Genomic DNA, 16280 nt, shown 5'->3' with positions numbered 1-16280 from the left:
CCAGGCCGCCGTCCATGGGATGACTGGACGGTGACCTGCTCGCGCCGCACCGTGGGGACGGGGGCGGCGCGCACCCCCCGGCCGGGTGGGGTTCCTCTCGAGCGGAGAGGCGCCCCACCCGGCCGATTGGTGTCCGGTCAGGGCCCCGGAGCCCTGACCGCCGTACGTCCTGCACGTCCTACACGTTCTGTCCGTTGCCGCCGCCGCCCGCGGCCTCCTTGATGCCCTTGGTGATCTCGTCGATGACCGACTGCTCGGGGGCCTTGGAGCTGACATCGATGCCGAAGCGCACGACGACGAGCTGCTTGGAGTTGGAGGGCGCCGGGAAGACGAGCGACTCGACGTAGCCGTCGTCGCCCTTGCTCGTGACGACCTTCCAGCGGACCGCGTAGCCCTTCTGCCCGGCCACGGTCACGGCCTTGGAGGAGAGCTCGTCGTGCGAGGTGATCTTGCCGTAGCTCTTGCCGCCGTAGGACTCCTCGGCGTTCTTGGCGATGTCCTCCTTGGCGGCGGCCTCGGCGGTGGTGGCCTTGAGCTCCAGCGCGAGCGCGGGAGCCGAGTAGGCGCCGCCGAGGCTGCACTCCTCCGAGGTGTCGCCGGGGCACTTGTAGGAGCCCTTGGTCGTCACCTGCGCGCCGACCTGGATGGTCGAGCCGCTCCAGCCGTCGGGCACGGGCAGGCTGATGCCGTTGATCGGGTCCGTGGCGTAGCCCTCCTCGGACGGGAGCGGCTGCGGGACCTCGGACTCGCCGCCCTCCGGGGCGCCGGGGCCACCCTGACCGCCGCCGTCCTGTCCCTGCGGGCCGCCCGGCTGGGTCGGCACCGGCTGGGTGTTGGTCGAATTGGTGTCGTCCGAGCCGTCGTCCGAGGTCAGCGCGTACACCCCGCCGCCGATGCCGGCGAGGACCGCCACGGCGACGGCGACGGCTATCGCCGTACGTGCTTTGCGCCGTGGGCCGCCGGGGTGCGCGCCCGGATAAGGAGAGCCCGGTGAGAACGCCGGAGGACCCCAAATGGCGCCGGACTCCGCGGGGCGGGTCTGGTCCGTCCATGTCCTACCGTCCCACCAGCGCTGCGTGGCGGGGCCGTCAATTGTCTGCCCGGGATCGGGATACCAGCCGGGGGGAGTCGCCTGCGTCATGGGTCCACCGTATGAGGCGCGAGTGAAAGCCGGATGAGAGGATCCGGATTCATTTCACCCAATCACCAGCCGCACCGGCTGTTTCAAGCCCCCGGGCACCCGTGGCAGCCCGTCCCGCCCCGGTGTCACCGAGCCCAGCACGCTGGGGTGCCGGGCCCCGGTGCTCCTCGGATCGGTGCCCACGAGACCGTGCAGCGTCAGGAAACCGAGGACGGCGAACGCGTACGCCTCCTTCGCCGCCGACGGCAGGCCCAGTGCGTCGGAGGTGTGCAGCGGTACCCCCGGCAACTCCTCGGCGAGCATCGCCATGAGGACGGGATTGCGCGTGCCGCCGCCCGAAGCGATGATCTCGGTGGCCCGCACGGATCGGACGGCGTCCGCGACCGTGCGCGCGGTGAGCCGGGTGACGGTGGCGATCACGTCCTGGTGCGCGGGAGTGCCGATGTCCGCCGGAGCGGTCGGATCGGCCGCCGTGGCCGGAGCGGCCGGGTCCGCGAGGCCTGCCAGAGCCGCCAGCAGGTAGTCCCGGTGGAACAGTTCCTTTCCGGTCGTCTTCGGCGCGGGCAGCGCGTAGTACGGCTCGTCGAGGAGCCGGCGCAGGAGCGGCTCGTGGACCCTGCCCCGGGCGGCCAGCGCGCCGCCCGTGTCGTAGGCGCGGCCGGTGAAGTGGCGGACGGCCGCGTCGATGAGCGCGCCCGCGGGACCTGTGTCGAAGGCGGTGCCGTCGGGCGCGGTCAGGTTGGCGATGCCGCCGAGGTTCAGCGCGACCGGGGTGCCAGGTCTGCCGCGCAGCCACAGCAGGTCGAAGAGGCTCACCAGGGGCGCCCCCTGGCCACCGGCGGCGATGTCGCGTGGTCGGAAGTCGGCGACCACGGGCAGCCCGGTGGCCTCCGCGATCCAGGCGGGCTGACCGATCTGCAGGGTGCCGCACACCCGCCCGCCGTCGGTCCAGTGGTAGACGGTCTGACCGTGCGAGGCCGCCAACTCGGCCCGTCCGCCGCACAGTTCACGGTCGGCGCGGAGGGCGGCCGCCGCGAAGGCCTGCCCGATGAGGGTGTCCAGGCGGCACACCTCGGCGAGGGTCGTGGCTGCCGGAGGCAGCGCCGCCGCGAGGGCCTCGCGCACCTCGGTGTCGTACGTCTCGCCGACCATGCCGAGGGGCCGCAGCACCAGGCTGTCCCCGTCGAGCCGCAGGTCGGCCGCCGCCGCGTCGATCGCGTCGTACGACGTGCCGGACATCAGGCCGATCACCCGCACCCGCTCAACTCCCTTGCCGTACCGGCTCCTTGCGGAGTGTCAGAAGCGCGAGCACGCTCACCGCGCACGTCACGGCCGCGTAGTACGCCGGGATGTCCACGCTGCCCGTCCGCTTGATGGTCTCCGTGATGATGAGGCCCGCGCACCCCGAGAACACGGCATTGGACAGGGCGTAGGCGAGTCCCAGCCCCGTGTAGCGGACGCTCGTCGGGAACATCTCCGAGAGCATCGCGGGGCCCGGGCCCGCCATCAGCCCCACGACGGCGCCCGCGACGAACACGGCCCCGCCCTTCACCGCGTTCGAAGTGCCCGTGTTCTGAAGGAGGTTGAGCAGCGGCACCGCCAGGACGGTGACCAGCAGCGCGCCCGTCAGCATCACCGGCCGCCGGCCGATCCGGTCGCTGAGCAGGCCCGCCGGGATGATCGTGGCCGCGAAGCCCAGGTTGGCGAGGACGGTGGCGACCAGGGCCTGCTGGAACGTGGCGTTCAGTGAGCTCTGCAGATACGAGGGGAGCACGACGAGGAACGTGTAGCCGGCCGCCGCCCAGCCCATGATGCGACCCGCGCCCAGCGCGATCGCCCTCGCCACCTCACGCCCCGGGGGCCGCTCGGGCAGGGGCTCCTCCCGGAGCGACTCGAAGGACGGCGTCTCGTCGAGCCGCAGGCGCAGCCACAGCGCCCCGAGCCCCATCGGCAGCGTCAGCAGGAACGGCAACCGCCAGCCCCAGTCGCCCAGTTGCCCCTCAGTGAGCACGGTCGCCAGCAGCGCGGCCACTCCCGCTCCGCCCAGCAGCCCCAGCGCCACCGTGAACGACTGCCACGACCCGTACAGGCCCCGCCTGCCCGGTGGCGCGAACTCCGTCATCACCGATACCGCGCCCCCGAACTCCCCGCCCGCGGACAGTCCCTGAAGGACCCTCAGAAAGGTCAGCAGCCAGGGCGCGAGGGCACCCACCGTGTCGTACGTGGGCAGCACGCCGATCAGTGTCGCGGCGCCTGTCATCAGGAGGACCACCACGGCCGGCACCGGACGCTGCGGAGCGCCTGGTACATTATTGCCGCCCCGCGAAGGGGCGTCGCGGCAGGGCTTGCCGGAGGGACGACACCACACCAGTGGGCGAGCGTCCGTGAACCTCAACCCGCCGGGTTGGAATCCTCCCGCTTCAGCGGGGGGAGGAGGTCAATCGATGAAGTTGCCTACCGAGCCCGCCAGCTGGGCCCTGCAAGCGCCTGACACAGGTGCTCCCGCAGAGCCCAGCTGGCGGGCTCGGTGACGTTCATGGGGTTCCTCCCGGAGTCGTCGCCCTGTCCGTCGACGTTGAAGAGTGGTTTCAGTTCACGCTGGTTGACAGTCAATAACCTTGACCCGCGCGCGCTGGCCGGCGGCCCCGTCCGTCGTCTTCGCGCCCCGACGTCACCCGTCACCGCAGCAGGTGTCCCGACCAGGCTCCATCGTGCCTTCCGGAGGGCTAGGCTCAAGGTCTGTACGTCGTTTGGGCGACCTGGGGAGGTAGCGGGATGACGGAGGCACGGCCGGGAACGGCCGCCTCGGCACCCCTCTGGGAGCGCGACGCGGAGATCGCCGCGGTCGCGGAGGCCGTCGACGCGCTGTGCGCGGGTTCGGCCTCGGGCAGCCTGCTGGTCTTCACCGGAGAGGCGGGCATCGGCAAGACCGCGCTGCTCGCCGAGTCGCGCCGGATCGCGGAGACACGCAAATGCACGGTGTGGTCGGCACGCGGTGGCGAGACCATCACGTCCGTTCCCTTCAACGTCGTACGGCAGTTGCTGCAGCCGGCTCTCGTGGCGCTGATGCCCGACGAGGCGCGTGAGTACTTCGGCGACTGGTACGACATCGCGGGACCCGCCCTCGGGATCGCCGAATCGAGCGACCGCCAGGCCGACCCGCAGGGCGTGTGCGACGGCCTGGTCGCGGCCGTGCGCAGGCTCGCCCGACGCGAGTGGCCGCTGGTGCTGCTCGTCGACGACGCGCACTGGGCCGACCAGGAGAGCCTGCACTGGCTCGCCGCCTTCGCGGAGCGCCTCGACGACCTGCCCGTCCTCGTCCTGGTCGCCCGCCGCCCGGGCGACGCCACCGGCGACAGCGCCCGCCACCTCGACGCCGTCGGCGCCCTGGCCGGCCCGATGCCCTCTCTGCGCGCGCTGACCCCGGACGCCACGGCCGGACTCACCCGCGCCACGCTCGGCGCGCACGCCGACGTCCCGTTCTGCCGCGAGGTGTGGGCCGTCACCGGCGGCAACCCGTACGAGACCGTGGAGCTCCTCGCCAAGGTCCAGGACAGCGACTTCGAACCGGTCGAGGAGTCGGCCTCGGAACTACGCGCGCTGAACCGCTCGGCGCGCGGCCGCGGACTCGTCGACCGGCTCGAAGGGCTCGGCGTGGACGCCACCCGGTTCGCCTGGGCGGCGGCCATCCTCGGCACGCAGATCTCCCTGGAACTGGCGGCCGAACTCGCCGGAATGCCGCGGGACGAGGCGGAGCGCTGTGCGGCGCTCCTCGGCGCGGCGCGCATCCTCACCGAGGCCGACCAGACGACCGGTCAAGTCCAGGACGGGGACCTGGAGTTCGTCCACCCGCTCATCGCCACCGCCGTCTACCGCTCGATCCCGGACGCGCTGCGCACCGCCATGCACGGGGTGGCCGCCTCGGTCGTCACCGCGTCGGGCCTCGGCGCCGCCGCGGCCTCCCGCCACCTTCTCGAGGTACATCCGGACGACGACCCCGAACTCGTCGAGCAGATGCGCGAGGCCGCCCGCGAGCACCTCGCCGTCGGAGCCCCGGACGCGGCCCGCCGCTGTCTGGAGCGCGCCCTGCTGGAACCGCCGCTTCCGGAGGTCCACGCGCGCGTGCTCTACGAGTTGGGCTGCGCCACGCTCCTCACCTCGCCCGCGACGACGATCGGGCACCTGCGGCAGGCACTCACGCTGCACGGTCTGGAGGAGGAGCTGCGGGTCGACGCGGTCTGCCGGCTCTCCTCCGCCCTCATCCACAACGACCAGCCGGAGGAGGCCGTCGCCGCGGTCGACGCGGAGGCCGACCGGCTCCAGCCCGGTCCCGCCCGAATGCGCCTGCAGGCCGTGCACTACATGTGGGAGGGCGTCCACGTCGCCGAGGAGGACGCGCCCGGCCGCTCCCGCCGCCTCGCCGAGCTCGTCAAGCCGCTCACCGGCCGCGACAACTCCGAGCGTGCCCTGCTCATCCTGCGCGCCTTCGACGGGATGACCCGCGGGGAGAACGCCGAGGAGGTCGTCGAGCACTGCGACCGCGCCCTCGTCAACGGCCGCCTCGCGCCGGGCCTCGGCTGGACCGACACCGAGTGGAGCTTCGAGCTCCTGATGATGCTCGGCATCTCCTACGCGTTCGCGGACCGCCTCGACCGCGCCGAGAGCCTCTTCACGGAGGCCCAGCGCACGTACGAGCACGCCGGGTGGAGCGGCGGCCATCTGGCCGTCGCGCACGCCTTCGGCGGCTACGTGCTCCGCAGACGGGGCCGCCTCGTGGACGCGGAGGAGTCCCTGCGCGAGGCACTCCGGCTGGCCGACCGGGTGGGCGACGGTCTGCCCATGCACTGGTCGGCGGCGTGCATGCTCATCGACACGCTGCTCGCCCGCGGCCACGTGGGTGCGGCCGAGGAGATCGCCGAGCGGTACTCCTTCGAACCGCCCCACCCGTCCACGACCGTCCTGCCGGACACCCACTCGATAAGGGGCCGCCTGCTGATCGCCACCGGCCGCGTCGAGGAGGGCGTGAACGAGCTGGAGACCGCCGAGAAGAGGTCCGCGGCCCGCGGCGGCCACAACACGGTGATGGCGCCCTGGGCCGGAGATCTGGCCCGCACCCTCGCCGTCGCCGACCCGCGGCGCGCCGCCGAGGTGGCGGCCGACGCCCGCATCCAGGCCGAACGCTTCGGCACGGACAGCGCGATAGGAGAGGCCCTGCGGTGCGCCGCGGCTCTGGAGACCGGCCGGCGCTCGGTCACGCTGCTCGCCCAGGCCGTGGCCTACTTGGAGGCGTCCCCCTGTGCCTACGAACACGCGGCGGCCCGCGTCGAGTACGGCATCGCGTCCCACTCCGTCACGGAGCTGACGCGCGGGCTCGCACTGGCGCGGACCTGTGGCGCGGACGGCCTGGTGACGAGGGCCCGGGAGGCATTGGCACTGCACACGGGTCTGGTGCCCCGTCCCCGGTGACCGAGGGGCGGACGGGTCGGTGACCGGGTGTCCAACGGGGCGGATGCCAGGCGCGCCGGGCGTCGAACGCCCGGTGGCGCGGCAGCCCGGGCAGCCGCTCAGCCGGCCGCCTCGTCCTCCTCGGCGAGCACCCGCTGGGCCACGGCGAACGCCGAGTTGGCCGCCGGGACCCCGCAGTACACGGCGGTCTGCAGCAGCACCGCGCCGATCTCCTCCGGCGTGAGCCCGTTGCGGCGGGCGGCCCGGACGTGCATTGCCAGCTCGTCGTAGTGGCCGTGCGCCACCAGCGCGGTCAGCGTGATCATGCTGCGCTCGCGGCGCGCCAGCGTCGGATCCGTCCAGATCTCGCCCCACGCGTACCGCGAGATGAAGTCCTGGAACCGCGCCGTGAACTCCGACTGCCGGGCCTGGGCACGGTCGACGTGTGTGTCGCCGAGCACCTGGCGGCGTACCTCCATGCCCCGCTTGGCGCCGCCGTCGAAGTGCGCGCGCAGCGCGGTGAGTACGGCCTCCGGGCACTGCGCGGGCGCGAGGTGCGAGGCCCCCGGGATCTCGACGAGCGCGGCACCGGGCACCGCGTCGGCGATCTCGCGCAGATGCGCGGGCGGCGTCGCGGGATCCTCGCGCCCGGTGACGAGCAGCGTGGGCGCGCCGATCTCCGGCAGCCGCTCCCGGATGTCGAAGGCCGCGAGCGCGTCACAGCAGGCGGCGTACGCGTCCGGATCCGCCGTCCGATGGTCCTCGACCAGCTCCGGAACGGTGAAACCGGGCGTGAACCAACGGGAGTCGGCGCTCTTGGCGAGCTCGGCCAGCCCCTCTTCACGGACCAGCGCGGCCCGCTCCTCCCACGGCTTGGAGCCGTTGAAATGGGCGGAGGAGCAGATCACCGCGAGCCGCTCGACCCGCTCCGGGTGATGGACGGCGAGATGCAGCCCCACCGCGCCGCCGAGCGAGACACCGGCGTACGAGAACCGGTCGAGGCCGAGCGAGTCGGCGAGCGCGAGCACCAGTGCGGCGAGATCGGCGACGGTCGCGCCGGGGCCGATCAGTCCTGCGGGGGAGTGGCCGTGGCCCGGCAGGTCCCAGCGCACGACCCGGTGGGTGACGGACAGTTCGGGCGCGACCTTGTCCCACAGAGCTGTCGATGTGCCGAGGGACGGACCGAGGAGAAGCGGGGGAGCGGTTACGGGACCCTCGGCGCGGTGGTGGAGCGACGTGCCGTCGGAAAGGGGCTGTCGGGTGCTCAACTTCGCTCCAGGGCACGGTCGGTGAGGGCTCCGGCGGAGCCGGTGTACTGGGCCGGGTCGGTGAGGGCCGCGAGGTCGAGGTCCTTCGACTCGGGCCCCTTCAACTCGGGCTCCTCGGCGAGGAGTTCCACGAGCGGCCGGTTCTCGGTGGTGGCCCGTCGCGCCGCCTGCGTGAGCAGTTCCTTGGCGCGGGCCCGTCCGAGCACCCGCGCGAGCTCGGCGGACAGCTGCTCGGAGACGATCAGGCCGTGGGTGAGGTCCAGATGGGCGCGCATCACGTCCGCGTGGACGCGCAGTCCCTCGGCCAGCTCGGCCGTGTCGCGCGCGGCCCCGCCGACCAGCCTCAGCAGGTCGCGCAGGGGCTCCCACTCGGCGTGCCAGGCACCGGCGGGCCGTTCGTCCTCGGCGGCCAGGGACCCGTACAGCGTCGCGGCGAGCTGCGGCGCCCGGCGGGCCGCCGCGGCGACGAGGGTGGAGCGCACCGGGTTCGCCTTGTGGGGCATGGCGGAGGAACCGCCACCGGTGTTCTCGCTCAGCTCACGGATCTCCGTACGGGCGAGGGTGAGTACGTCCGTGGCCGCCTTGCCGAGGGCGCCCGCGGTGAACGCGAGGGCTCCCGCCAGGTCGGCGACGGGGGTGCGCAGGGTGTGCCAGGGCAACACCGGTGCGGCGAGGCCCAGTTCACGGGCGTACGCCTCGACGAGGGCGCCCGTGTCCGGGGTGCCGTACGCGGTGAAGGCCGCCAACGTGCCCGCCGCGCCGCCGAGTTGGGCCGGGAGCCGGTCCCGTACGGCCTGGACGCGGTCCCTGGCATCCAGTACCAGCGACCGCCAGCCGGCCGCCTTCAGCCCGAAGGTGGTCGGCACGGCGTGCTGGGTGAGGGTGCGCCCCGGCATGACCGTGTCCCGGTGCTCGCGCGCGAGCCGCTCCAGCGCGATCTCCGTACGGGCGAGGTCCGCCAGGACCAGGTCCAGTGTCCGGGCGGCGACCAGCATGGCGGCCGTGTCCATGATGTCCTGGCTGGTCGCGCCCCGGTGGACATAGGGGGAGTGCTCGGTGTCGACGGCCTCGACCGCCGCCGTCAGGTCCGCGACCAGCGGGATCACCGGGTTGCCGCCGCCTCGCGCGCGGAGCGCCAGATCGCGGACGTCGAAGCGCGCCGCGTCGGCCGCCGCGGTGACGGCGTCGGCGGCCTCGGCCGGGGCGAGGCCGAGCGAGGCCTGCGCGCGGGTGAGGGCCGCCTCCGCGTCGAGCAGCGCCTGAAGGAAGGCCCGGTCGCCGGTCGCGGACTCGGCGGGCGAGCCCGTACGACCGGGCGCGAGCAGACCGGCGTCGAAACCGACGGAATCACCGGGACCGACGGAATCACCGATAACGACGGAGTCACCGGGACCGACGGGATCGCCCGAACCGGTGGGATCGCCGGGATCGGCAGGGGCGGCAGCTGTCACTGGAACTCCAGGAAGACCGTTTCGCCTTCGCCCTGAAGGCGGATGTCGAAACGGTACGTCCGGTTCGTGCCCTCGGCTGCTATCAGCGTGGCGCGCCGCTCGGCCGGCAGCGAGTCGAGCAGCGGGTCCGCGCCGTCGGCGAGGTACGCGCGGGTGAAGAGGTGGTGCGTCAGACCGCGCGCGAACACGCACACGCTGATGTACGGCAGCCCGGTGTTGCCCGGCGGCAGCGTGTGGAGCGCGTAGTGCCCGTCCGCGTCCGTGGGGACCCGCCCGTAGCCCGTGAAGTCGACGCCGTTGCGGCCCACGAACCCGCCCGTCGACGGATCACGGCGCATCGAGCCGGGCGCGCCCCTCAGCGAGCCGTCGGGCGCCGCCTGCCAGAAGTCCAGGAGGGCGTCGGGGATCGGCGTACCCGCGCCGTCGAACACGTACCCGTGCAGGGTGATCGCGTCGGAGTGGCCCTGGGGCGCCACCTCGGCGCCGCCCGGGAAGGGGAGCGCGTGCCCGTAGAACGGGCCGATGGTGTGGGAGGGGGTGGGGAGCAGTCGCTCGGCCATGCTCAACGGCCTTCCTCGATCCAGGTGGCGGAGGGACCGTCGAGGACGATGTCCCATGCGTAGCCCATCGAGAACTCGGGCCGCGAGAGGTCGTGGTCGTAGGCGGCGATCAGCCGGTTCCGGGCCGCCTCGTCCGTCACGGACCGGAGGATCGGGTCGTAGCGGAACAGCGGGTCGCTCGGGAAGTACATCTGCGTCACGAGCCGCTGGGTGAACGCCGTGCCGAACACCGAGAAGTGGATGTGCGCGGGCCGCCACGCGTTGGTGTGGTTGCCCCACGGGTACGGGCCCGGCTTGATCGTGGTGAACGAGTACCGGCCCTGATCGTCCGTCAGGGTCCGTCCCACACCGGTGAAGTTGGGGTCGTGCGGCGCCGGGTGCTGCTCGCGCAGATGGGCGTACCGGCCGGCGGCGTTGGCCTGCCAGATCTCGACGAGCTGGCCGCGCACGGGACGTCCGTCGCGGTCGAGCAGCCGGCCCGAGACGGTCATGCGCTCGCCGATCGGCTCGCCCCGGTGCTGGAGGGTCAGATCGCTGTCGTGCTCGGTGATGTCGGTGACCCCGAACACCGGCCCCGACAGCTCGACCGCCTCCGGGTCGCCTCCGCTCACCGCGACCAGCGGCTGCTTGGGGTGGCGCAGGAGCGAGCTGCGGTACGGGGCGTAGTCGCGCCCCGGGTGGTTCAGGACCGGGGCGCCGCCCGCGACCGCCTTGTCGTACGTGTCCTGGAGATCCTTGATCTCGATGTCGATGTCCGACTGGGTGAGAGCCATGAGAGTTCCTAACGCTCCAGTGCGAGGGCGAGGCCCTGGCCGACGCCGATGCAGAGGGTGGCGACGCCGACCCCGGTGCCCTTGCGGGCGAGCTGGTGCGCCACGGTCCCGGCGAGCCGGGCACCGGACGCGCCCAGCGGGTGGCCGAGCGCGATGGCACCGCCCTGCGGGTTGAGGATCGCCGGGTCGAACTCGGGCCACTCGGCGACACAGCCCAGGACCTGGGCGGCGAACGCCTCGTTCAGTTCAAGAGTTGACAGGTCGTCAAATCCCTTGCCCGCCTTGGCGAGTGCGCGGTTGACGGCCTCGACGGGGGCGAGTCCGAAGTAGTCCGGGTCGAGCGCGGAGACACCGGTCGCCGAGACGCGGGCGAGGGGTTCGCGGCCGGTGGCGCGCAGGCCCTCCTCGTCGACCAGGAGCAGGGCGGCGGCGCCGTCGTTCAGAGGCGACGCGTTCCCCGCGGTGACCGTGCCGTTCTCGGTGCGGAAGGACGGCTTGAGCCTGGCCATCGCCTCCAGCGACGTCGAGGCCCGTACGCATTCGTCGGCGCCGAAGACCAGCGGGTCGCCCTTGCGCTGCGGGACCGGCACCGGCGCGAGTTCGGCGTCGAACAGGCCGTCGGCCTGGGCCCGGGCGGCCTTCTGGTGGCTGCCGAGCGCGTACTCGTCCTGCTGCTCGCGGCTGATCTTGTGCTTGTCGGCGATGAGTTCGGCGGACTCGCCCAGCGGGATGGTCCACTGCGGGTCCATCTTCGGGTTGACCATCCGCCAACCCAGCGTGGTGGAGTACATCTCGGTGTGCCCGGAGGGGAATGGCTTGTCGTTCTTGGGCAGCACGTAGGGGGCGCGGCTCATCGACTCCACGCCGCCGGCGAGGGCGACGTGGGCGTCCCCGACCGCGATGGCGCGGGCAGCCTGGATGACCGCTTCGAGGCCGGAGGCGCACAGCCGGTTGACGGTCACCCCGGGTACGGAGGTGGGCAGCCCGGCCAGCAGTCCGGCCATGCGGGCGACGTTGCGGTTCTCCTCACCGGCGCCGTTCGCGTTGCCGAAGTACACGTCCTCGATCCGGGACGGGTCCAACTCCGGTGTACGGGCGAGGAGTTCACGGATGGCGTGCGCGGCCAGGTCGTCCGGGCGCACGGATGCCAGCGACCCGCTGTACTTGCCGAACGGGGTGCGGACCGCGTCGACGATGTAGACGTCCTTCACGACTGGATCTCCTCGATGAGCTCGTCTGCGATACGGACCTTCGCGGCGGTCTTGGCGACGATCTCCGCGACGGTGACGCCGGGCGCGGTCTCGACGAGCACGAGCCCTTCGTCGGTGACGTCCAGGACGCCGAGGTCGGTGATGATCCGGTTGACGCACGCCTTGCCGGTCAGCGGCAGCGCGCACTCCTGAAGGATCTTCGGCGAGCCGTCCTTGGCGGTGTGCGTCATCACCACGATCACCGTACGGGCGCCGTGGACGAGGTCCATCGCGCCGCCGATCCCGGTGATCATCTTGCCGGGGATGGCCCAGTTCGCCAGGTCCCCGCCCGCGGACACCTGCATCGCGCCGAGCACGGCGACGTCGATGTGCCCGCCGCGGATCATCCCGAAGGAGAGGGACGAGTCGAAGTAGGAGGCGCCGGGCAGGACCGTGACGGTCTCCTTGCCCGCGTTGATCAGGTCCGGGTCGACCTGCTCCTCGGTCGGATACGGGCCGGTGCCCAGGATCCCGTTCTCCGACTCCAGGATCACCTCCACGCCCGGCGGGAGGTAGTTGGGGATCAGCGTCGGCAGACCGATACCGAGATTCACGTACTGGCCGTCGTGAAGCTCGCGCGCGGCGCGGGTGGCCATCTCTTCCCTGCTCCAGGCCATCACGCAGTCACCGTTCCCTCTGCGGCTTCCCTCGTGACGGGGGCCGAGACCGTCCGCTTCTCGATCAGCTTGGAGTTCGCCTGCTCGGGTGTGAGCGCGAGAACCCGCTGCACGAAGATTCCCGGCAGATGCACGGCGTCCGGGTCGATCTCGCCGGGTTCCACCAGCTCCTCCACCTCGGCGATCGTCAACCGCCCGGCCATCGCGGCCAGCGGGTTGAAGTTCCGGGACGACTTGTTGAAGACGAGGTTCCCGTGCCGATCGCCCTTCGCCGCCCGCACCAGTGCGAAGTCCGTACGGATCCCGTGCTCCAGCACGTACTCCGTACCGTCGAACTCCCGCACTTCCTTCGGCGGCGAGGCGAGCGCGACCCCGCCGCTGCCGTCGTAGCGCCAGGGCAGCCCGCCGTCCGCGACCTGCGTACCCACCCCGGCCGGCGTGTAGAACGCGGGAATCCCGGCGCCGCCGGCCCTCAGCCGCTCGGCCAGCGTGCCCTGCGGGATCATCTCCACCTCCAGCTCACCGGCCAGATACTGCCGCGCGAACTCCTTGTTCGCCCCGATGTAGGAGCCGGTCACCCGGGCGATGCGGCCCGCCGCCAGCAGCACCGCCAGGCCGGACTCCATCGCCCCGCAGTTGTTGGAGACCACGCCCAGGCCGGAGACCCCGCGCTCGTACAACGCCTCGATCAGCACGTTCGGCACACCGCTGAGCCCGAAACCGCCGACCGCCAGGGTCGCGCCGTCGGGCACATCGGCCACTGCCTCGGCGGCTGTGGCGACCACCTTGTCCATCTGCGAAGCCTCATCTCTGCCGAGCGTCAGCGGCCCGATTAGTCAGGGCACTGAGTATTTCTTCGAGGTTTCAAACACGCTGCCATTCGAACGCCGGACCGTCAAGACCCCCAAGGAATCAGCAGCTCAGAGTCTCGACACACGGCGAGACAAGAAGAGCGCCTGCCCGGTATCGTTCAGTGCACCAACGAACAAGGAGGGCACATGGCCGCGGTGGATCTCTCCGCCCACCCCGGGCACCTGGCCCGGCGGCTGCAGCAGGCGCACTATCTGCTCTGGAACACGATGGTCTCCGAGGAGATCACCTCACCCCAGTTCGCGGTCCTGAACGCACTCGTCGCCGAGCCGGGGCTCGACCAGCGCTCGGTGGGGGAGCGGGTCGGGCTCGACCGGTCCACCATCGCCGAGGTCATCAGCCGCCTCGGCCGGCGCGGACTCCTGGACAAGGTCCGCGACCCCCAGGATGGCCGGCGCTTCCTGCTCCGCCTCACCGACGAGGGCGTGCGTGTCCACCGGAAGCTGACGGTGCGGACGGCGCGGATGAACCAGGTCTTCCTGGCACCGCTCTCCGGCGAAGAGCAGACCGTCTTCTTCGATCTGCTCCAGCGGGTGTCGGACGCGGCGGAGGGACTGCGCAATCCCGGCGCTCCGGCGGCGCCCCTCGTCACGCAGAACTGAGGCTCAGGCCTTCGCGAACACCACCCAGACCTGGCCCTCCGCGAAATTCAGGGGACTGCCGTCCGTGGTCGTGAACTCCGTGCCGTCCTCGGCCGCCGGACGCTTCCAGCCGGCGTCGAAGACCTTGCCGTCGCGCAGGACCTTCGCCGTCCCCGAGCCCACGGTGTTCGTGTACGGGGTGTTGTTGCCCAGGAAGTCGCGGAATGAGGACTTCCGAACGTTCACGTACTGCACGACGACCGTCGAGGCCGCCACCCGCTTCCCGTCGGTCGTGACCGTCGGGCTGCCGTCCATCGACACCAGCCAGCGCTGCCGGTCCTGCGCCCAGTCGAAGGTGAAACGGGCCGCCGGGAAACGGACCGTACGCGTGCTCTCGGCCTTCCCGCCCGCGGGCGCCGCCCCGTACCGGAACCCCGTCGTCAGCGCGTCCGCTCCGGGCACGGACTTCAGGAGCCGCTCCGCGCGCAGATAGAGGTTGTGCGGCAGGGGCTTGTCCGACCCCCGGTAGTACGCCCTCTCGTCGTCCTCCGGGGACACCGCGCGCAGCGGCGCCCTGTCGATCAGCGGCATCAGCTTGCCCTGCGCGCCCGAGAAGGCCAGCGTCGGCTCGTTGAACTGGCGAAGCAGCTCCAGATCGGACTCGCGGGCGCTGCGCACCGGGCCGACGGCCTTCGGCAGCTTCGTCGCGTACACGGCCATCAGCCGGCTGAGACCGCCCTCCACCTGCTCCGCGTACACGATGTCCGCGGCGTCCAGGCCCGTCTGCGGCCGGGCGGCGGGGACGTTGTCGATCTTCACTGCGAGCGGTGATGGGGCGCGGGGTGCCACGCTCTCCGGGCTGCCGCTGTCCGTGCTGTCGGGGACGTCGCCGCGCCCGTCGTCGAGCCGGTTCCCGGCCGTCGTACAGCCCGACGCCAGGGCGGCGGCCACCGTGGCAGCCAGCAGTGCCGCCGTCATCGTGCGGCGCCGCCTGAGCGCCATCCGTCCCATGCCCACCGTTGCCACCAATGCTCGTATTGATGATTGTGTGCTTATAAGTTCATTGATGGCCTTACCCGCTCGATTCTGATTGCGCGCGCTGATCGGCCGATCAGCCCAAGTTGATGACCGATCGATACATGCCGCGGGGTTCGGCGAAGAACCTCCGAGTACCCACGTGCGCCCTGTCCACTGCCGTCCGGTCGGCGCCGGTCAGTCCCGCGGCCCCAGGATGTCCGCCAGGTCGTAGCCGACCGGCTCCTCCAGCTGGGCATAGGTGCAGCTCTCGGGCGTACGGTCCGGGCGCCAGCGGCGGAAACGGGCCGTGTGCCGGAAGCGCTCGCCGTTCTCCATGTGCTCGTACGCCACCTCGCACACCAGCTCCGGCCGCAGCGGCAGCCAGGAGAGGTCCTTCTTGCCCGTCCACCGGCTCGGCGCGCCCGGCATCCGTGCGGACTCGTGCGCCTCACCCTCCGTCCACGCCGCCCATGGATGCCCGGCGGCCGACTCCATGCGCAGCGGCTCCAGCTCCGTGATCAGCTCCTCGCGCCTCTTCATCGTGAACGCCGCGCACACCCCCACGTGCTGCAACGTGCCCCCGGCGTCGTACAGGCCGAGCAACAGCGAACCGACGACCGGCCCGCTCTTGTGGAGCCGGTAGCCCGCGACGACGACATCGGCTGTGCGCTCGTGCTTGATCTTGTACATCAGGCGCTCGTCCTGCCCGTAGCGCAACGCGAGCGGCTTGGCGACGACTCCGTCGAGGCCCGCGCCCTCGTACTGCTCGAACCATCGCTGTGCCACCTCGATGTCCGTCGTCGCCGGCGCCACATGGACGGGAGCCGTGGCGCCGGACAGCGCCGCCACCAGCAGCGCCCGCCGGTCGCTCAGCGGAACGTCCAGCAGCGACTCGTCGGCGAGCGCGAGCAGGTCGAACGCCACGAACGACGCCGGATTCCGCTCGGAGAGCGTCTTCACGCGGGAGGCCGCCGGGTGGATGCGCTCGGTGAGCGCGTCGAAGTCGAGCCGCCCGTCGCGCGCGATCACGATCTCACCGTCGACCACACAACGCTCCGGCAGCTGCTCCCGCAGCGCCTCCACCAACTCGGGGAAGTACCTGACCAGCGACTTCGTGGAACGGCTCCCGATCTCGACCTCGTCTCCGTCCCGGAAGACGATCGCCCGGAACCCGTCCCACTTCGCCTCGTAGTGCATGTCCGGCGGAACCCTCGCCACGGACTTGGCGAGCATGGGCTTCACGGGCGGCATCACCGGTAGATCCATGTTCCGATTCTGCGCGGATCGGCGATGATTCGCCCGGTGTA

The 16280-nt window shown here is 71.9% G+C and carries 13 protein-coding genes and 1 pseudogene; 2 read left to right on the top strand and 12 right to left on the bottom strand.

Features of this window, described 5'->3' with window-relative positions; translation table 11 throughout:
- Positions 1–178: 178 nt before the first annotated feature.
- The 3 genes and pseudogenes from QF035_RS10035 to QF035_RS10025 all read right to left on the bottom strand — a co-directional run.
- A complete protein-coding gene (locus QF035_RS10035) occupies positions 179–1141 on the bottom strand; it encodes a DUF2510 domain-containing protein (RefSeq protein ID WP_307519699.1) in 963 nt (320 codons plus the stop codon).
- Between the two features lie 54 nt (positions 1142–1195).
- A complete protein-coding gene (locus QF035_RS10030) occupies positions 1196–2398 on the bottom strand; it encodes an anhydro-N-acetylmuramic acid kinase (protein ID WP_307519698.1) in 1203 nt (400 codons plus the stop codon).
- Between the two features lie 4 nt (positions 2399–2402).
- Positions 2403–3413, bottom strand: a pseudogene (locus tag QF035_RS10025) (MFS transporter); the annotation flags it as partial.
- A 503-nt stretch (positions 3414–3916) separates the two neighbouring features.
- On the opposite strand from QF035_RS10025, the gene QF035_RS10020 reads away from it, so the two are divergent.
- Positions 3917–6607, top strand: a complete 2691-nt coding sequence (locus tag QF035_RS10020) for an ATP-binding protein (RefSeq protein WP_307519697.1) — start codon at positions 3917–3919, stop codon at positions 6605–6607.
- Positions 6608–6705: 98 nt separating this feature from the next.
- Here QF035_RS10020 and pcaDC read toward each other — a convergent pair whose 3' ends face one another.
- The 7 genes from pcaDC to QF035_RS09985 all read right to left on the bottom strand — a co-directional run bounded on the left by pcaDC (position 6706) and on the right by QF035_RS09985 (position 13299).
- Positions 6706–7854 carry a bifunctional 3-oxoadipate enol-lactonase/4-carboxymuconolactone decarboxylase PcaDC gene (gene pcaDC, locus QF035_RS10015; RefSeq protein ID WP_307519696.1) on the bottom strand — a complete coding sequence of 383 codons (1149 nt, stop codon included), beginning with the start codon at positions 7852–7854 and terminating at the stop codon, positions 6706–6708.
- Positions 7851–9227 (bottom strand): 3-carboxy-cis,cis-muconate cycloisomerase, encoded by a 1377-nt coding sequence (pcaB, locus tag QF035_RS10010; protein ID WP_307531023.1) that lies wholly within the window; start codon positions 9225–9227, stop codon positions 7851–7853. Before pcaB ends, pcaDC begins: the two co-directional genes overlap by 4 nt.
- Before the next feature lie 74 nt (positions 9228–9301).
- On the bottom strand, positions 9302–9865 hold the full coding sequence (pcaG, locus tag QF035_RS10005; protein WP_307519694.1) for a protocatechuate 3,4-dioxygenase subunit alpha: 564 nt from the start codon (positions 9863–9865) through the stop codon (positions 9302–9304).
- A gap of 2 nt (positions 9866–9867) precedes the next feature.
- Entirely contained in the window at positions 9868–10638 is a 771-nt protein-coding gene (gene pcaH / locus QF035_RS10000) for a protocatechuate 3,4-dioxygenase subunit beta (RefSeq protein ID WP_307519692.1), read from the bottom strand.
- 8 nt (positions 10639–10646) lie between these two features.
- Positions 10647–11849, bottom strand: coding sequence for a thiolase family protein (locus QF035_RS09995; RefSeq protein WP_307519690.1), 1203 nt, complete (start codon positions 11847–11849; stop codon positions 10647–10649).
- Positions 11846–12505, bottom strand: coding sequence for a CoA transferase subunit B (locus tag QF035_RS09990; RefSeq protein ID WP_307519689.1), 660 nt, complete (start codon positions 12503–12505; stop codon positions 11846–11848). Before QF035_RS09990 ends, QF035_RS09995 begins: the two co-directional genes overlap by 4 nt.
- Positions 12505–13299 carry a CoA transferase subunit A gene (locus tag QF035_RS09985; RefSeq protein WP_307519688.1) on the bottom strand — a complete coding sequence of 265 codons (795 nt, stop codon included), beginning with the start codon at positions 13297–13299 and terminating at the stop codon, positions 12505–12507. Before QF035_RS09985 ends, QF035_RS09990 begins: the two co-directional genes overlap by 1 nt.
- Positions 13300–13503: 204 nt before the next feature.
- Between QF035_RS09985 and QF035_RS09980 the strand changes: the two genes are divergently transcribed.
- Positions 13504–13977 (top strand): MarR family winged helix-turn-helix transcriptional regulator, encoded by a 474-nt coding sequence (locus QF035_RS09980; protein WP_307519687.1) that lies wholly within the window; start codon positions 13504–13506, stop codon positions 13975–13977.
- A gap of 3 nt (positions 13978–13980) precedes the next feature.
- On the opposite strand, the gene QF035_RS09975 is transcribed toward QF035_RS09980, so the two are convergent.
- Both QF035_RS09975 and QF035_RS09970 read right to left on the bottom strand, forming a co-directional pair.
- The gene (locus QF035_RS09975; RefSeq protein ID WP_307531021.1) at positions 13981–14967 is read right to left on the bottom strand and encodes a DUF3048 domain-containing protein; all 987 of its coding nucleotides are present in this window, start codon (positions 14965–14967) and stop codon (positions 13981–13983) included.
- 201 nt (positions 14968–15168) lie between these two features.
- Entirely contained in the window at positions 15169–16239 is a 1071-nt protein-coding gene (locus QF035_RS09970; protein WP_307519686.1) for an ATP-dependent DNA ligase, read from the bottom strand.
- Between the last annotated feature and the right edge of the window lie 41 nt (positions 16240–16280).

It is taken from the genome of Streptomyces umbrinus, from assembly GCF_030817415.1.
Classification (GTDB): Bacteria; Actinomycetota; Actinomycetes; order Streptomycetales; family Streptomycetaceae; genus Streptomyces; species Streptomyces umbrinus_A.
Note: the sequence above shows the minus strand (reverse complement) of the source record. Positions and strands in the feature narration are given on the sequence as shown.

Bases quoted from the DNA above. Each gene is read 5' to 3' on its own strand.
- QF035_RS10035 (WP_307519699.1), bottom strand. From the start codon at position 1,141: ATGACGCAGGCGACTCCCCCCGGCTGGTATCCCGATCCCGGGCAGACA.
- QF035_RS10020 (WP_307519697.1), top strand. From the start codon at position 3,917: ATGACGGAGGCACGGCCGGGAACGGCCGCCTCGGCACCCCTCTGGGAG.
- pcaG (WP_307519694.1), bottom strand. From the start codon at position 9,865: ATGGCCGAGCGACTGCTCCCCACCCCCTCCCACACCATCGGCCCGTTC.
- pcaH (WP_307519692.1), bottom strand. From the start codon at position 10,638: ATGGCTCTCACCCAGTCGGACATCGACATCGAGATCAAGGATCTCCAG.
- QF035_RS09990 (WP_307519689.1), bottom strand. From the start codon at position 12,505: ATGGCCTGGAGCAGGGAAGAGATGGCCACCCGCGCCGCGCGCGAGCTT.
- QF035_RS09985 (WP_307519688.1), bottom strand. From the start codon at position 13,299: ATGGACAAGGTGGTCGCCACAGCCGCCGAGGCAGTGGCCGATGTGCCC.
- QF035_RS09980 (WP_307519687.1), top strand. From the start codon at position 13,504: ATGGCCGCGGTGGATCTCTCCGCCCACCCCGGGCACCTGGCCCGGCGG.
- QF035_RS09975 (WP_307531021.1), bottom strand. From the start codon at position 14,967: ATGGGACGGATGGCGCTCAGGCGGCGCCGCACGATGACGGCGGCACTG.
- QF035_RS09970 (WP_307519686.1), bottom strand. From the start codon at position 16,239: ATGGATCTACCGGTGATGCCGCCCGTGAAGCCCATGCTCGCCAAGTCC.